Raw genomic sequence first — 16,218 nt, 5'->3', positions numbered from 1 at the left:
ATATGGGCGATACGAAACACACAAAGGTTCTGATTATTGGTTCGGGACCTGCTGGCTATACTGCGGGCGTTTATGCGAGCCGCGCGATGTTAAGCCCTATCTTGGTTCAGGGTATCGAGCCTGGTGGTCAGTTGACTACCACCACCGAAGTTGAAAACTACCCAGGCTTTACCGAAGTTCAGGGCCCCGACCTGATGGTTAAGATGCAGGAACACGCGCAAGCGATGGGCTGTGAGATCATTGGCGACATTATCACCGAGCTGGATACCGAAAGCCGCCCGTTTGTGGCCAAGGGTGACAGCGGCACTGTTTACACGGCAGATGCGGTTATTTTGGCAACTGGCGCACGTGCAAAGTGGCTGGGCCTAGAGAGCGAAGAAAAGTTCAAAGGGTTTGGTGTATCTGCTTGCGCGACATGCGATGGCTTCTTTTATCGCGGCCAAGAGATTGTGGTTATCGGTGGCGGCAATACTGCTGTTGAAGAAGCGCTGTTCCTGACCAACTTTGCCTCAAAAGTGACTTTGGTTCACCGTCGCGATGAGCTGCGCGCCGAGAAGATTTTGATCAACCGTCTTGAGAAAAATGAAAAGATCGAGACGCTTTGGTTCCATGAGCTGCAAGAGGTGCTGGGCACCGAAGCGCCATTGGGTGTGACAGGCATCAAAGTGAAACACACAAAGACAGATGAAATCACGCAGATCGACTGTGCGGGTGTCTTTGTTGCGATTGGCCACGCCCCTGCCAGCGAGTTGGTAAAAGACAAGCTGGAAACCCATATGGGTGGCTATGTGAAAGTTGAAGCTGGCACATCCAAGACATCTATCCCCGGCATTTTTGCTGCGGGCGATTTGACGGACCATGTGTATCGTCAGGCTGTGACATCTGCGGGCATGGGTTGCATGGCTGCATTGGATGCTGAGCGCTTCTTGGCAGAACAAGAAGACTGATCGCGAATATGCGATGAGGTTTAGAAAGGCGCAGCAGAGATGCTGCGCCTTTTTTGTTGAGCGACTCAGTTGGGGATTAGACTGGGTTGACTTGGAATTGGTGAAGATTGCGGCTGGCTGGCAGTAGATTGCCCGGCTCATCGGTCTCAATTTTCAACAAAATTGCATCCGAATGATGTTTAGGCTGCGCTGCAAAGCGGCAAACAAACGCGTGCCTATTAGAAATTCAGTAGAAAATGGTTCGTCTATTTGTCGCAAGCTACGAATAAATAGCCGCGGGAAACCAGCGTGATCGCAATGCCACAGCCTTAGAAAACAGGCATTTTATGCAGAAAACACTTTGCTCAGATATTTTTTCGTGCAATGCGTTCATTCGTGAACATACATTGAGCCGAAGAAATGTCGCTAAAGACCAAATCAGAAATCGCGGAAGATGATCTTCTCTTTCGCCTGCTGCGCCAGCTGGATACGGCGCCGGACGCCTCGCAGCGATCAACTGCGTCAGCGCTCGAGATTTCTTTGGGGCGGCTCAACTCTTTGTTACGCTCAACGGCCGAGGCCGGATATATCAAGATTAGTGAACGGTCAGGCGTAGATAAGCGCCAGCGGTTCGCCTACGCACTGACGTCAAAAGGCGCTGCCACAAAGCGTCAACTGACCGACCAATTCCTAGCCCGAAAATTTGCGGAATATGACGCGTTGCACGCGGAACTGACCGGAAAGTCGAGCAGTCATTTCCTTTTAAAAGATAGGACAACAAGCATGTTGAACAACTTTGCACCCATTCCAGAACTGTATGTGTCATATGACTCTGCACAGAAACTAAAAGTTGAGGCAGCCGATTTGATCAGCCTTGACCTGACGCCTCGCCAGATTTGCGATCTGGAACTGTTGATGAACGGCGGCTTTAACCCATTAAAAGGGTTTCTGACCGAAGAGGATTACAACGGTGTTGTTGAAAACATGCGTTTGGCTGATGGCTCTTTGTGGCCGATGCCAATCAACTTGGATGTGTCTGAAGAATTTGCCGCACAGTTGGAACTGGGCCAAGACATCGCCTTGCGTGACCAAGAAGGTGTCATTCTGGCGACAATGACTGTGACAGATAACTGGGTGCCAAACAAAGCGCGCGAAGCTGAAAAAGTATTCGGCGCAGATGACGACGCGCACCCGGCGGTGAACTACCTGCACAACCAAGCGGGCAAAGTGTATCTGGGCGGCCCGGTGATCGGCATTCAACAGCCGGTTCACTATGACTTCCGCGCACGTCGCGACACGCCAAACGAATTGCGTGCCTATTTCCGCAAGCTGGGTTGGCGCAAAATCGTTGCGTTCCAAACACGCAACCCGCTGCACCGCGCGCACCAAGAGCTGACGTTCCGCGCCGCGAAAGAAGCCCAGGCGAACCTGTTGATCCACCCTGTTGTTGGCATGACAAAACCGGGTGATGTGGATCACTTTACGCGCGTACGCTGCTATGAGGCCGTGTTGGATAAGTATCCAAGCGCGACGACCACAATGTCCTTGCTGAACCTTGCGATGCGTATGGCTGGCCCACGCGAAGCGGTTTGGCACGGCCTGATCCGTAAAAACCACGGCTGCACCCACTTTATTGTTGGTCGCGACCACGCTGGCCCCGGCAAAAACAGCCAAGGCGAGGATTTCTATGGCGCCTATGATGCGCAGGATCTGTTCCGCGAACATCAAGAAGAAATGGGCATCGAAATGGTCGACTTTAAGCACATGGTTTATGTGCAAGAGCGCGCGCAGTATGAACCAAATGACGAGATCGAAGATCGTGAGAACGTCACGATCCTGAACATCTCGGGCACCGAACTGCGCCGCCGTTTGGCTGAAGGTCTGGAAATCCCAGAATGGTTCTCGTTCCCAGAAGTTGTGAAAGAACTGCGCCGCACCAAGCCGCCGCGTTCACAGCAAGGTTTCACCGTGTTCTTCACCGGTTTCTCTGGCTCAGGTAAATCCACCATCGCGAATGCTTTGATGGTAAAACTGATGGAAATGGGTGGTCGTCCGGTGACTTTGTTGGACGGTGATATCGTGCGTAAGAACCTGTCGTCCGAGCTGGGCTTTAGCAAAGAGCACCGCGATTTGAACATTCGCCGGATTGGCTATGTGGCTTCTGAGATCACCAAAAACGGTGGTATCGCGATCTGTGCGCCGATTGCGCCATATGCGACAACCCGTCGTGCGGTGCGTGAAGACGTTGAGAGCTTTGGCGCGTTTGTTGAAGTTCACGTTGCAACGTCTATCGAGGAATGTGAACGCCGTGACCGCAAGGGTCTGTATAAGCTTGCGCGCGAAGGCAAAATCAAAGAGTTCACAGGTATCTCTGACCCATATGATGTGCCTGCCAACCCAGAGCTAAGCGTTGAGACTGAAAACGTCGAAGTCGACAACTGCGCACACCAAGTGCTGCTGAAGCTGGAAAGTTTGGGCCTGATCAAAGCGTAAGTTTTGGACAGAACAAAACAAAAGGGCAGCTCCTATGAGTTGCCCTTTTTCGTTTCTGCAGAGTGCGTACTGTCGGCATTGTCCGACGGCCTTTTTCCGACCTCCCCGTGGGGGAGGGAAAAGGCACCCCTGCGTTTAGTGTACAGTCACTGGCGAATAGTCATTCTCACGCGCCAGGTGGAACGCCATTCCGCGTTCTTTGACGATTGCCAAACGCTCGCCATCAGCGGCATGAACGGCAAAGAGGGTGTCTTGGCCGTCTGCTTGATCCTGCATGTCTTTGGGAAGATCAGCCACCGCGATTTCGCGCACGTAAACCAGACGCTCGTCCTGTGATTCAAATTCGAATTTGCTGTGCATAGCTTACCCTTTCTTGATTTGGATCGTTTGAACGACGGTTTCGGGGCGCGAGCGCGTCAGGTCGACGTGCAACAGGCCGTTTTCCATAGCGGCTTCGCCAACTTCGACGCCCTCCGCCAGGACAAAAGATCGTTGAAATTGCCGTGCGGCGATTCCCCGGTGGAGGAACATGCGCTCTGCGTCATCATCGCTTTGGCGACCACGGATCACCAGTTGACGATCCTCAACAGTGATCGACAAATCTTCTTCGGCGAATCCTGCGACGGCCAGCGTGATGCGGTACGACAGGTCCGAAGTTTGTTCAATGTTAAAAGGGGGATAGCCCTCGTTGCCGGTTTTAGCCGTGCGTTCGAGAAGGCGTTCTAGCTGTTCAAAGCCCAGCATGTGGGGGTACGACCCCAAGGTCAGTTTGCTCATTGACACGTCCTTTACTTAAAGCGACCGTGATTGTCTTGGGCCCCGTTCTGGCGGCCCGATCAAAAGTAATATGGGCACAGCATCTAACGAGCGCAAGGGCTTTGCTAAAGCAGCGTTAACGGCTATCCTGTCTGAATAGTAAGTTGGGACCAATTTTCATGAATGCCCATAGCGACCTGTCGATGAAAACTGACGATGTCTTGCGCATCGAGTTAGAAGTTTTTCGCCAAGAACACCGCGATCTGGACGACGCCATTCGCGCCCTTGTGGAGCGTGGAACGGCCGATCAGCTCACAATTCAGCGCCTTAAGAAGCAGAAACTGCGTCTTAAGGATAAAATCGCCTATATCGAGGACCGATTGACCCCAGATATTATTGCCTAAGGAGGCAATACCGGTATAGTGCGCGCTCCTTATTCAGAGGCAGACTATGACGGACATCAAAGTGGGAATCATCATGGGCAGCCAGTCAGACTGGCCCACCATGAAAGAAGCAGCGGACGTATTGGACGAGCTTGGCGTGCCTTATGAGGCCAAAATCGTTTCAGCACATCGCACACCTGATCGTCTGTGGGACTATGGTAAGACTGCCGCAGACCGCGGGTTGCAGGTGATTATTGCGGGCGCTGGTGGTGCTGCGCATTTGCCGGGCATGATGGCCAGCAAGACACGCGTGCCAGTTGTTGGTGTGCCTGTACAGACCAAAGCGTTGTCTGGTGTAGATAGCCTGTATTCCATTCTGCAAATGCCGCGCGGTTTTCCGGTGGCAACCATGGCGATTGGTGCTGCGGGTGCTAAGAACGGCGGTTTGATGGCTGCAGGTATTTTGGCATTGCAAGATAGTGCCTTGGCCGAGCGGTTGGACGCGTGGCGTGCAGCTCTGTCAGCCTCTATTGCGGATGAACCTGTCGATGAGTGACGCATTGAAACTGGGTAGCACCATCGGCATTTTGGGTGGCGGTCAGCTGGGGCGGATGTTGTCTGTTGCGGCGTCTCGGTTGGGGTACAAAACCCATATTTTTGAACCAAGTGCAAACCCACCAGCGGCAGAAGTTGCGGATCAGGTTACGACGGCGGCTTATGAAGATGAGGCGGCTTTGCTAGCCTTTGCCGAAGCAGTTGATGTCATCACCTATGAGTTTGAGAATATCCCGACATCGGCTTTGGATATCCTTGAGGCACACCGTGAGATTCGTCCGGGTCGCGAAGCGTTGCGGGTGAGCCAAGATCGGATCACGGAAAAGGAATTCCTTTCGGGTCTGGGGCTGAAGGTTGCTCCATTTGCGATGGTGGATAGCGCCGATGACCTAAAGGCTGCGTTGACAGAAATTGGGGCACCTTCAATTCTGAAGACACGGCGGTTTGGTTACGACGGTAAAGGGCAGGCGCGGATCAATTCGGCGGCGGATGCATCTGCGGCTTGGGCTGATATGGCGGATTCCCCTTCCGTGTTGGAAGGCTTTGTGAAGTTTTCCCACGAGGTGTCTGTGATTGCAGTACGCGGCGCATCTGGTGAGGTTGCCTGCTTTGATCCCGGTGAAAACGTGCATGTCGGTGGTATTCTGCGGACAACCACTGTGCCTGCGCGCCTTGCGGGGTCGCTGCGCATGGATGCGGTCTTGATGGCTTCTAAGATTTTGAATGCCTTGGATTACGTTGGTGTCATGGGTGTGGAATTGTTTGTCACGCCTGAAGGTCTGATTGTGAACGAGATCGCGCCACGGGTTCATAACTCTGGTCACTGGACACAAAATGGCTGCGCCGTTGATCAGTTTGAGCAGCATATCCGTGCGGTTGTTGGATTGCCATTGGGTGATGGAAAACGGCATTCGGATGTGGTGATGGAAAACCTGATTGGTGACGATATGGATCGGGTGCCGGAGTTGTTGGTCGAGCCGCATGTTGCTGTGCATCTATATGGCAAGACCGAAACGAAGCCGGGCCGTAAGATGGGTCATATCAATCGTGTTGTATTGCCTGCGAAAGCTTAACGAAAAGCGGCGGGGCACTGTTTGCGCCTGCTGACGTTTAGAACGCCCGCCGCTTGGTGGGCGTTTTGCGTTGCAGTTTAGGCGAGAAAGCGTTGCGCGGCCTCACCGGCCAGATAAGTAATGCGCCCAGCGCATAGAGTTGCCTCGATCCGTCGCGTGCTTTCGTTGACGATGATGAGGTCAGCGCGTTTTCCTGGGGCGAGCGTGCCGCGATCTGTGAAGCCGAGCAATTCTGCGGGGCCTTGTGAAATCAAGTGCCATGCTTTTGGCAGCGATAAGATATTGTCATCAAACAGTTTAAACGCGGCCTGACGCAGGGCTGGATAGTGGTAGTCGGATGCAAGCGCGTCACACAGACCTTCGGCAACCAAATCCTGTGCTGCGACGTTGCCAGAGTGCGATCCGCCGCGCACAACGTTTGGCGCGCCAAGGATGACATGGCCACCGGTGTCATGTGCGGCGCGCGCGGCTTCGTAGGTTTCAGGGAATTCAGAGAGCGTGGCACCGATCGCGTTGAAAGCTGCGCGTTGTTCAGCGGTTGTGTCATCGTGGCTGCCAAGCTGGATGTTTTGCGTTTTTAGACGGCTGGCAAGTGCGGTGAGATGTTCCTGTACCTCGCCACTGCGGTCATGGAGAGAGTGCAACAACGCCAGATGCGTTTCGGGGCTGCGGCCACCTTTCAACGCCTGCCCTGTCAGGCGCGGGGGGCGTTTGCCCTTGGCCAGCGCGTCATGTGGGAGGTGATCGTTAAACACGACATAGGGCACTGAGAATTCAGCGACGAGCGCTTCGAAGGCTGGGTAATCCTCTAGCATATGTGTTTCAAACCGCAGTTGCACCAGTGTGTCGGTCAACAACGGTGTATCGCGATGCGCTTTGAGAAAGCGCTGGGCAAAGATTGGGCCGCGCATGCCGCCTTCCCAACTGAAGAATTGCGCAAGCGTCGCTGTAGCGATGCCATTGGAAGCGAGTTCTGCATCTGCGGAAAGAAGGCCCTGCCCCAAGTCTTTCATCGCACCGCGACGTGGGGCGAGGTGGCGTTCAAACCCATCGCCATGGATATCGACCATCGCCGGAAGGATCATATAGCCGCTAAGGTCTACAGAACGGGCATCAGCATCGGGAGTGATGAGGCCGTCCGCAATTGCAATGTCACTGGATGAGATACCATCCGGCCCAAGCACAGTTGCGGCGGTTAATCTTGCAGAGATGCTCATTGCAACGTGCCATCCGTTTCTTGGGCCAAGGATTTGGCGGCGTTTGTTACGGGAGCTATTACCGCATCCAACAACGTCTGGGAATGATCAAACGCGCCCGTTTTCAGAAAGGTTTTGACCTGTGCAATGACCAGTGGATTGTTCATCATGAACGTATGGCTGGTCGCGATTGTGATGTGATCAGTCATGCCTTCGACTCGTGTGGATGAAACCGAGACTTTGCCATCATCTTGGCCTTCGATCAGGGACGAGAAGTAAGGGTTTAGCGAAAGGTCTCCGGCTATGACGCCGAGGGAGAAATCAACGGGCGGCAAGTTTTCCGGTAATCCGGTAGTAGACAGTTGCAGGCCTGCGGGGCCGTTGATCGTTTGAAACAATGGGATGTCTGCAAATGTATCCACGATTTCAGAACCATGATTTGGTGGGCCAAGCATTACGACGTGGCCAAGTTTGTCTGGCTGATTGTCTGCCAACCAAGCGCGCAACAGAATGCCCCCCATGGAATGCGTTACGACATGGATTCTGTCGGATTGGCAGGCCTCGAAGGCTGCGGGCAGTGTGTCTTGTGCGAGGGTTTCAATGGTGTCTACCGTAGACGGATAGCTGGGGCTGACGGTTTGATAGCCCTCTGACGTAAGAACCGTTTCCATCACGGTGAACGACGCATCCGTTCGGGCAAGACCGTGCAATAAGATGACACAGTCTTGCGCAATGGCGGGGAATGGCCAAAGGGCGATTAGGAATAAAAATGCTCGCATATGATAGAGCTATGCGCCCTCTGGCCCCAATGAAAGGGCCTGTGAAAATTTAGTTTGCTAACCCTTTGAAATGTAAACCAAGGGTGGGAGTATAGGGCAGCGCGTTACCGGCCCCCTGCCCCAGTGTGTTTAGCGGCCCGTTGGCGCGCCCTCCGTTCATGGCCTTCCAATCCACCATGTGATCAAAGAGCGAGAGACGTTCACGGATGTCGTTGAGGGCAAGCCCCTCAGGGAAGGATCGCGCCAGATCGCCGGGATCCATGATGATTTTTTGCATTTCAGGGGCGCGATGGGCGAATTCCGCTTTGAGCTTGATCAAAATGCCATCGTCGAGCGGAACCAAATCAAGCGCCTTGTCGACGCCCATTTTATCCGATGGGCGGAAGCCAAAGTTATCCGCCTTTAGGTCGCTGACAACGAAGCCTTCATCGTTCATGCGTTTTGCGAATGATTGAAGGGCAGCTTTGCGTTCAGCCCCAATGCCTTTTCCGGCGGCTCGTAGTGCCTCTGCTGCTTTGGCAAAAACGGGCGGACCTTTTTCAAGCACGGTCATTGTGCCACCCGGAGTGACATCCGTTGAATGCAGACGTGACTGATCGCTTAGTTTGTAGCGACCGCGAACTTCTGGAATGGCCACTTTGCCCTCCATCGCACTTCGGCCGAGTTCATCAAGGTGGCGGGCGATTTGATCCTCTTTGCTGAGTTTGACGACATTGATACCTTCGTCTGATCCGTACACGCGGGATGTCTGGCCGATGCCAATTTCTTGTCGTTTAGGTAGCGTGATTTCGCGGCCGTTGTGCGAAAGGTGCACGCCACCATCAGGTGTTGGTCGGGCAACAACAGGCACTGGGTCAACAGCGGGACCACGGATTGGAGACCGGGTGATCGTCGATGGGTTGGGTCCAACAGGGGCTGGCAATCGCTTGGTTGGCGGATCAAGAGCGGCAACTGGTGCAGGTTGGCGCACGGTTGGTGATTTTAGGCCCGCGCCCTCTGCTGGGCTTAGTTTCTTGGTGGCAGCTGTCGCCGCACTTTCGGCGTTTGTGACCGGACCGGGTTGACGGACGGTTGGCGCTTTTAGGCCAGCGCCCTCGGCGGGGCTTAGCTTTTTAGTGGCAGCGGTCGCGGCGCTTTCGGCGGTTGTCACTGGGCCGGGCTGACGGACAGTGGGCGATTTTAGACCAGCACCCTCGGCAGGGCTTAGCTTTTTAGTGGCAGCGGTCGCCGCGCTTTCAGCGTTTGTGACCGGGCCGGGCTGGCGGACAGTGGGCGCTTTCAGGCCGGCGCCTTCGGCGGGACTTAGCTTTTTAGTGGCAGCCGTTGCCGCGCTTTCGGCGTTTGTGACTGGGCCAGGCTGGCGGACGGTTGGCGATTTTAGGCCTGCGCCCTCGGCGGGGCTCAACTTCTTAGTCGCTGCAGTCGCGGCGCTTTCGGCGTTGGTGACTGGACCGGGTTGACGGACTGTGGGTGACTTCAGGCCTGCGCCCTCGGCGGGGCTCAAGCGTTTGGTTGCCGCATTTGCTTCAGCCGTCTTTTCGCCCAAGCGTCTTGCCAATTCTTCTTTGCTGAACCGGCCAGCGTTTCGGGACAATGGATCGCGGCCAATTGGTGTGACGGGTGCAGGCTGTCGGACTGTGGGTGCTTTGAGGCCAGCACCCTCGGCAGGGCTTAGCTTTTTAGTGGCAGCGGTCGCTGCGCTTTCGGCGTTAGTTACTGGGCCGGGCTGGCGGACAGTGGGCGATTTTAGGCCAGCACCCTCGGCAGGGCTTAGCTTTTTGGTAGCAGCTGTCGCCGGATTAGGAAGGTCAGCCGCTTTGGCCGCTGCAGGTGTTGGCGAGGGCAGGTCCGGCGAGGGGCGGTTCATAAATTTCTCTATGATGCCGCCTTGTTCAGCCGGAGGTACGCCGCGTTCGTTTAGATATGACTTGATGCCTTTGCGAAGCCCCTCTTCGGTAGTTGATCCATTCCGAAGAAGCGTTTTTGGCGATACGCCTGCCTCGAACGCGCCGCCAGCAATGGCGGCATCTGCGGAGCGTTCTGTTGCACGAGCGCCGTAGACCCGTGCGAAACTTGGATCAACGCCCGCGCGTTCTAGGGCGTCTTGGGTGGCCCGGGCTGGTGACTTTTCGGGGAACTTGCGCATCGGACCAGCATCAATCGGTCGGAATTTGTTCGGATCAACCACTTCGCCCGGAGGGGTCGTGCGTGTCTTTCCAAAGGTACCACCGGTTTCGCCAAGGTTTTCTACCGTACGCGTGGCATCATTTAAGCCATCGGTCGTGCGGGTTGCATCATTCAATCCATCAGTTGTACGCGTCGCGTCGTTTAGGCGATCAACAGTACGCGTGGCATCGTTAAGGCCATCACCAGCGCGGGCCAGATCAGTAGCTGCATCCCCGGCCCGACTAAGATCAGCAGCAACATCAGCACCGCGTGCAACGTCACCGGCGGCATCCAGACCGCGTAAGGCTTTGAGACCTTGATTGAACTTTGAAAGGGTTTGTAACGCTGCGACTTCACCGCCGGCAATCATTGTGCCACCCTTGGCGAATTTCTTTACGCCTTCTTTGATCCCCTTCTCGCCTGATCCTGCAAGGGTTTCAAAACTGCGATTGAATTTGTCGTCCAATTTGCCAGCATACTTGCCCATATTATCGCTAAAGTTTTCAAACACATCGCGATCATTCGCGCGCCCATCCGTGCCACGTGTGAATTGATCAGACAGCTTGGACCCTGCACCGACGAGTTTGTCGACGGTGCTGCCTTCGAACCCTTCGAAACCAGCGGCTTCGGGGACGAGATCGACAAGGCCTTTACCCAGTTTAAAGAGCCCCTCGCCGCCCTCATAGGTGCCTTCGGCGATGCCTTTTAGGGCGTCCGGGCCATAGGTCCAAAGCCTGCGCGCACGTTCTGCCGGGGACATTGTGTAGTAGTCTTCGACAACCTCGGCCAAAAGTTCATTACTGGTTTGGCCTGTTGTGGTGCTGCCGCCAAGCGTTTCGCGGTCGCGCTGTGCTTGGATTGCTGCGCGGTCCAGACCTTCGCCGAATTCGGCGCTGATGACCTCGGTTGGATTAAGACCACGTGCAGAAATCGCGTTGCGGAGCTCTTTGTTGGATGTCGCCCCAATACCGTCTTTGGCGTTCTCTTTAAGGAGGCGGTTGAAGTCGCGTTCGCGCACATCTTTGATTGAAATCATGCGGTCTAGCCAAGAGTCATACGTTGCTTCGTAACGCTGGCGTTCGCGTTCAAGTGCTGCAACTTTGGCTTCTTTTTCCGGGTCATCGCTGGCCTTCATGTCCGCGATTTGCTTGTCCAACGCGAGCAGGTTTTTGTTATACGCATTCATCCCGTCTTGGATTTTTGCGATTTGTTTTTCGTATTGGGCGCGCGCGCCGATCAGACGGGACTCGCGGATTTTCGTTTCTTCTTTCAAACGCTTGGGATCAGCTTTGATCGCGGCGATTTCACGCTCGTGTTGATCACTGTTCAACCGATCACGCCGGGCTTTGGCACGCTTTTTAAGTTCGTTGTAGGATGCTCGTAGCACGGCTGCGTCTTTGACGCAGGCTTTGTGCCGATTGGTGAGGCGCGTCAGGCGTTCGTCTTGGCCGAAGAAACCGGCGAGGCTGTCAACAAGACCGCCTTTGGAATTTTCTTTTTCACGCGCTTTGATGTTTGATTTCAGAATGTTGCATTCGCGGCTCTTTTTCTGGAGCGCGCTTTTGGCTGCGGCTTCTTCCTGTTGCAGCCGAAGAAGCGAGACGCATTCGCTTGGCAGTCGGACACCGGGTGTGGCGGGCGATGTCTGGAGCAGATCGTCTTTGGCCTGGTGGGCCACGGTGATCGGCAGGCTGGTGCCGCCGTTCATCATTTGATCCATCGAGATTTGGCTGACCGGATGTCCCTGCTGCGCCAAGGTCTGGTAGTTGCGGCCAATTGCATCCTTAAGGCGCTGACGGGCCGCTGCTGTAATCGGAGTGTCCGATTTTAACGTCGGCGCACCAGATGGGACGGTGAACACCTGCGCCGGTGGGCCCGGACTGTAGAACCGAGTGATGGGCACCGTGATTGTTAGGTCTGACCCAATAAGATCGCGCGCGCCTTCGTCTTGTAAAGGGGATGTTTCAGGCGCGAATGTCGTGGCTTCTAGCGGGTTTGCATCCGAAGAGGTCGTGCCGGATTGGTTTTCGATTGGCGTGGTGACTTGGCAACGGATGGCGCCGGCCATGCCGCCACCTTCGCAAGCCGCAACTTCGCCCTCGCCTTCGATGTCATCGTCAAAGAACAAGTCTGCGACATCGACGTTTGCGTAACGTTTCACGGCATCTTGGTTCAGGACATAGGTCAGCGTGGTGTTGCCAAGGTCGATATAATTCCCGGCCAATTTACAGTGATCTGCCGTTTGGGCCACCAAAGGCGACGCGCTGAGCATGAAGGCGGAGAATAGCTTGATGCGGAGCGTCATAGCTGACCCTTTCTGTAACGATAGGCGAAATCGGTGGCATAGAGCGGGAACTGCATATCCCACGTCTCTTGGAATGTTTCGAGGTCCACATCCACGATCAGATTGGCGAGGCCTGTGTCGGGTAATTCGGCTGAAAAGACGTGCACATTTCCAGTAGCGGATTGATCAAATGCCATGGGAATGACCGTGTCGCCGACACGCATGCGAACCTCTTTTATGAGGTTGCGTGCACCGTTGGCCAAGGCCTCTGGTATGATTACATCCCGTTTGGACATTTGCGGAGAAAGAAAGCCGTTTTCGTCATAGGCAACCCGCAAGCGCAGGCCGACCAAAAGGCGGCCATTTTGAATGATTGGGCGCAGATCGACGCGACCGGTTAGGATTGCTTCGCCTCTGGATGCTGTGAGCGGTGTCAGAAAGAGCCGCCTTACAGTGCCAGATGGGTAGTAGTCTGGTGTGGCTTCTTGGTAGCGAAGATCAATCGCTTGGTGATGCAAGAGCATGGCTTGGCCAGCGTCGGTGGTGAAGCGGGAATCGTTTGCTATTGCGGCCTGAAGATCAGTGACCGAGATGTTGGCCATCTGGCGCATATCCGTCCAGTTTTCAGTCGGCGAAAAGGCTTGGATTGCCTGATCCGCTAGAGCGCGGCGGGAACCCCAAGAGAGTGCGCCATCACCAATTGGAAAGACTTCCAAATCGTGGGGACGCCGATGGAAGGCGCTAGCGATACGGGCGTTGGGATTGCAGTAGGCTGAAGTTACGAGCGTTACAGCTTCGCCGACAATCCATGCGCGATCTTCGGGTAATCCGTAGTATTCAGCGTTTAATCGGGGGCCTGTTGTTTCAGTTAACGTGCTCAAGATACGATCACGGTCGGTTTTTGATCGGCGCTCAAGTGCGCTGCAAATCAAGCGCCCATAACCGGACACATCAGAAGGATGCATGTAGGCCGGCGACGGACGTGGCGACATGCCAATGCGGTCGAAATACAACGGTAGCGGATCTTGTGTAAGTGCCGCGATTGAATCATGAAAGCCAATTGCACCCGCGATTGGGATAGCCAAGTTGGCCCAATCTTGATCGTCTCCGAAGACGGCCAGATATTCCATAACGATGGGCAGCATATAGTAGCTAAAGCCATCCGGGCTATTGTACGCAATTTGGTTTCCGGATGTCAGCGCGCCTATCATTGCACGGTATTGAGTCAGCGCTTTTCGGAAATGCGTTAAAACGCGTGGATCGTTGCTGCGCGCCAGCAGGTTGAACATGAGTTGTTTGGACGAAAACTGAAATGCGTTCGGATCGTAATTGGGCTGCGCCATTGCATCCAGGATCAACGATATTGCATCGCTGTTGCCTAAAGCACCAACATGGGCGGCCAGTCCGATGGCTAGATTGGGGTTATCCTGCTGAACGCTTCGGGCCAACTCTAACGCTGCGCTGTCTGATACAACATCTAGCCTTGCCTCTATCAATGTGGCGACTTCGATTGCGACGATGCGTGCATAGGAGGATTGGGCAGGCAGCGTCGCAAGGATTTGGTCACGATCTTCCAAGGTTCCTAACGCGGCCAGTATACCCGCTGAATAGTTCATAACGTGCTTGGGCGGATTGGCTTCGGGCGTATAGTTATTCGCAGCATAGGCGGCATGAGCTGCTGGGAAGTTGGCAAAAAACATTTGCCGGGTTTGATCCAGCATGGATTGGCGATCTTCTGCGGTCAGGCTTGTGCGCAACGGGCCGTAGATGTCTTTGTTCCAGAATGCAGTTTGGTCGTGAAGTACGCCGCGCGCTGCGTAGTTCTTGAGGATTCTTTCGCGCGGCAACAGCGGAAGTGCAGGACCACGATAGAATTCATTCTTACTTTGGAACATGAAATAGGGGTGCGCCGGGTCTGGTATTTCGATTTCCGCAATCTGCCCAGCAGCGATATCGACGGGTGCTTGGACAACGCCATCAATGGTGAGTTGATAGGCACCCGAGGGCACTTCGGTCGCGGTTCCTAAGGCACTTACGGAATAAGTGTTACCGTTAGTGGCGGTTAATGTGATTTGAGCGGCCTCTCCAAACAACTGCATTCCGTCTTTGTTGACCGTGATGATTTGACCAATCCCTTTTGCATCTTCGGCAGCGGAATTTCGGCGCGTTTGAAGCGCGGCAAACACCTCAGCCACCGATTGGGTGGTGAAATCGACATCAGTTGCGATCACATTGGCGCGGCTTGGATTTTCAAATGTGTGGGACGACTCGCCTATCCAAGGGTTTGGGCCACCGCTGGCAAGAATGGTCTTTTCAGCTGTAATGATTGCCCCTTCATATACTGACAGTGCTGGACCATCGGTGGCCATGATTGCGCTGGTATCAATGTTGACTTGCGATGTTTGATCAAGTGCGAGGCCAATAGCGTCCCCTTTTGCCTGAAAGAAAGAGCCTTGGATGAGGATCGGTTGATTGCTTTCAGTTGGGCCAGCTTGTTGCAAAATACCGGCTGCAAAGGAGGCTTGGGAGAAATCTGATAGTTCGACGGTTCGCGTACCTTGACCCGTGCCTTGGACATACAGCGCAGCGTAACCACCGCTGGCCGATGTGTTTTTGATCGAGAAAGCCCCTGTTGAATTGATGAAAAAGGTCGGGACGTCTTGATCCGAGTTGGCCAGTACTAGGGTGTCAAATTGGGCATTCGGGATTTGGCCTCGTGCCGCTAACGCCTGACCATTCCCTTCGATTTGCACTCCTTCGATGCGTAGATCGTTTGCACCTTCGACCGCGATGCCTTGGGATGTGAAGCCTTCGACTGTGCCGTTTTTGATATCTACCGCGCCTGCGTTCAGCGCCAATACACCGATTGCTGCGCCTTCGATTAGGACGTCATCCATCGCCAGTTGGGTTCCGTCATCCACGTAAACACCATTGGCATTTGGGCCAAGGATCGTGCTTTGGCGGATCGAGAGTTGTGGCCCTTCGCGAAAGACGATTGCCGATACGTCAGGCGTGGTTTCACCCGTTTGGACCGTGATATTTTGCAGATCCGCCGTGATCGGCGCGCCGAAGCCGGAAATAGAGGGGCCATAGAGGTTCGTGAAATCGGCGTTAGATACAGTGATCGTGCCGTTATCTAGTAGGTAGATGCCGTTGTTCATCCCTTCGAATTTGACGTCGTCAATGTAGATCGAAGCACCTGCGGTGGCGTAGATCGCAAATCGAAAATCGCCGTTTAGACCGCCGCGCGTCATGCGTAAGGTGCCCCCGTCGACGAATATCCCAGCCCGTTCTGGATCATCCCAACTAAAGGTAATGTCGCTTAGTGTAACGTCTGACGCTTTGTCCAAATACAGCATACTTGTGCCGTTTGGACCGCCGATGGACGTGCCGGTTTCCGCGCCCTGAACAGTTAGTGTTTTCCCAATCACTTCAACCGATTGTGGAAAGCCCCCCCCCTGTAGAACAAGGGTTTCACCACTTGGCGCGTCGTTGACAACTTGGAAGAGATTGCTTCCACTTGGAACAGGGATTTCAGCCCAAGCAGCAACCGAAGACATCAATACCGCTGTCGCAAAACTCGCGCCAAATTTCCGCATGGCTCACC

At 54.5% G+C, this 16,218-nt stretch carries 11 protein-coding genes; 5 read left to right on the top strand and 6 right to left on the bottom strand.

The window, feature by feature from the left end:
- Window positions 1-2: 2 nt before the first annotated feature.
- Window positions 3-947 (top strand): thioredoxin-disulfide reductase, encoded by a 945-nt coding sequence (gene trxB / locus Q4544_RS03350; RefSeq protein WP_303504432.1) that lies wholly within the window; start codon window positions 3-5, stop codon window positions 945-947.
- A gap of 399 nt (window positions 948-1,346) precedes the next feature.
- Entirely contained in the window at window positions 1,347-3,419 is a 2,073-nt protein-coding gene (locus Q4544_RS03345) for a bifunctional sulfate adenylyltransferase/adenylylsulfate kinase (protein ID WP_303504069.1), read from the top strand.
- Window positions 3,420-3,554: 135 nt separating this feature from the next.
- Here the strand turns inward: Q4544_RS03345 and Q4544_RS03340 are convergent, their stop codons facing one another.
- Together Q4544_RS03340 and Q4544_RS03335 are read right to left on the bottom strand one after the other, a co-directional pair.
- Entirely contained in the window at window positions 3,555-3,779 is a 225-nt protein-coding gene (locus Q4544_RS03340) for a DUF1150 family protein (RefSeq protein WP_303504068.1), read from the bottom strand.
- Between the two features lie 3 nt (window positions 3,780-3,782).
- The gene (locus Q4544_RS03335) at window positions 3,783-4,196 is read right to left on the bottom strand and encodes an Hsp20 family protein (protein WP_303504067.1); all 414 of its coding nucleotides are present in this window, start codon (window positions 4,194-4,196) and stop codon (window positions 3,783-3,785) included.
- Between the two features lie 158 nt (window positions 4,197-4,354).
- Between Q4544_RS03335 and Q4544_RS03330 the strand changes: the two genes are divergently transcribed.
- The 3 genes from Q4544_RS03330 to Q4544_RS03320 are packed head-to-tail and all read left to right on the top strand — an operon-like array spanning window position 4,355 to window position 6,186.
- Window positions 4,355-4,579: a YdcH family protein gene (locus tag Q4544_RS03330; RefSeq protein ID WP_303504066.1), complete on the top strand. Its 225-nt coding sequence runs from the start codon at window positions 4,355-4,357 to the stop codon at window positions 4,577-4,579.
- Window positions 4,580-4,625: 46 nt separating this feature from the next.
- The gene (gene purE, locus Q4544_RS03325) at window positions 4,626-5,114 is read left to right on the top strand and encodes a 5-(carboxyamino)imidazole ribonucleotide mutase (protein WP_303504065.1); all 489 of its coding nucleotides are present in this window, start codon (window positions 4,626-4,628) and stop codon (window positions 5,112-5,114) included.
- Window positions 5,107-6,186 (top strand): 5-(carboxyamino)imidazole ribonucleotide synthase, encoded by a 1,080-nt coding sequence (locus tag Q4544_RS03320; RefSeq protein ID WP_303504064.1) that lies wholly within the window; start codon window positions 5,107-5,109, stop codon window positions 6,184-6,186. The genes purE and Q4544_RS03320 overlap by 8 nt, the downstream gene beginning before the upstream one ends.
- 77 nt (window positions 6,187-6,263) lie before the next feature.
- On the opposite strand, the gene Q4544_RS03315 is transcribed toward Q4544_RS03320, so the two are convergent.
- Genes Q4544_RS03315 through Q4544_RS03300 form a run of 4 tightly spaced genes read right to left on the bottom strand, consistent with a single transcriptional unit; the run spans window position 6,264 to window position 16,210 of the window.
- Complete coding sequence (locus Q4544_RS03315; RefSeq protein WP_303504063.1) at window positions 6,264-7,403, bottom strand: alpha-D-ribose 1-methylphosphonate 5-triphosphate diphosphatase; 1,140 nt, start codon at window positions 7,401-7,403, stop codon at window positions 6,264-6,266.
- Window positions 7,400-8,161, bottom strand: coding sequence for an alpha/beta fold hydrolase (locus Q4544_RS03310; RefSeq protein ID WP_303504062.1), 762 nt, complete (start codon window positions 8,159-8,161; stop codon window positions 7,400-7,402). The genes Q4544_RS03315 and Q4544_RS03310 overlap by 4 nt, the downstream gene beginning before the upstream one ends.
- A gap of 49 nt (window positions 8,162-8,210) precedes the next feature.
- A complete protein-coding gene (locus Q4544_RS03305) occupies window positions 8,211-12,632 on the bottom strand; it encodes a hypothetical protein (protein WP_303504061.1) in 4,422 nt (1,473 codons plus the stop codon).
- Window positions 12,629-16,210, bottom strand: a complete 3,582-nt coding sequence (locus tag Q4544_RS03300) for a right-handed parallel beta-helix repeat-containing protein (protein ID WP_303504060.1) — start codon at window positions 16,208-16,210, stop codon at window positions 12,629-12,631. The genes Q4544_RS03305 and Q4544_RS03300 overlap by 4 nt, the downstream gene beginning before the upstream one ends.
- Between the last annotated feature and the right edge of the window lie 8 nt (window positions 16,211-16,218).

The organism is Cognatishimia sp. 1_MG-2023 (genome assembly GCF_030548175.1).
Classification (GTDB): domain Bacteria; phylum Pseudomonadota; class Alphaproteobacteria; order Rhodobacterales; family Rhodobacteraceae; genus Cognatishimia.
Note: the sequence above shows the minus strand (reverse complement) of the source record. Positions and strands in the feature narration are given on the sequence as shown.

Excerpts from the sequence above, each read along its gene's own strand:
- Q4544_RS03315 (WP_303504063.1), bottom strand. The coding sequence starts at position 7,403 with ATGAGCATCTCTGCAAGATTAACCGCCGCAACTGTGCTTGGGCCGGAT.
- Q4544_RS03345 (WP_303504069.1), top strand. The coding sequence starts at position 1,347 with ATGTCGCTAAAGACCAAATCAGAAATCGCGGAAGATGATCTTCTCTTT.
- purE (WP_303504065.1), top strand. The coding sequence starts at position 4,626 with ATGACGGACATCAAAGTGGGAATCATCATGGGCAGCCAGTCAGACTGG.
- Q4544_RS03300 (WP_303504060.1), bottom strand. The coding sequence starts at position 16,210 with ATGCGGAAATTTGGCGCGAGTTTTGCGACAGCGGTATTGATGTCTTCG.
- Q4544_RS03310 (WP_303504062.1), bottom strand. The coding sequence starts at position 8,161 with ATGCGAGCATTTTTATTCCTAATCGCCCTTTGGCCATTCCCCGCCATT.
- Q4544_RS03330 (WP_303504066.1), top strand. The coding sequence starts at position 4,355 with ATGAATGCCCATAGCGACCTGTCGATGAAAACTGACGATGTCTTGCGC.
- Q4544_RS03340 (WP_303504068.1), bottom strand. The coding sequence starts at position 3,779 with ATGCACAGCAAATTCGAATTTGAATCACAGGACGAGCGTCTGGTTTAC.
- Q4544_RS03320 (WP_303504064.1), top strand. The coding sequence starts at position 5,107 with ATGAGTGACGCATTGAAACTGGGTAGCACCATCGGCATTTTGGGTGGC.
- Q4544_RS03335 (WP_303504067.1), bottom strand. The coding sequence starts at position 4,196 with ATGAGCAAACTGACCTTGGGGTCGTACCCCCACATGCTGGGCTTTGAA.
- Q4544_RS03305 (WP_303504061.1), bottom strand. The coding sequence starts at position 12,632 with ATGACGCTCCGCATCAAGCTATTCTCCGCCTTCATGCTCAGCGCGTCG.
- trxB (WP_303504432.1), top strand. The coding sequence starts at position 3 with ATGGGCGATACGAAACACACAAAGGTTCTGATTATTGGTTCGGGACCT.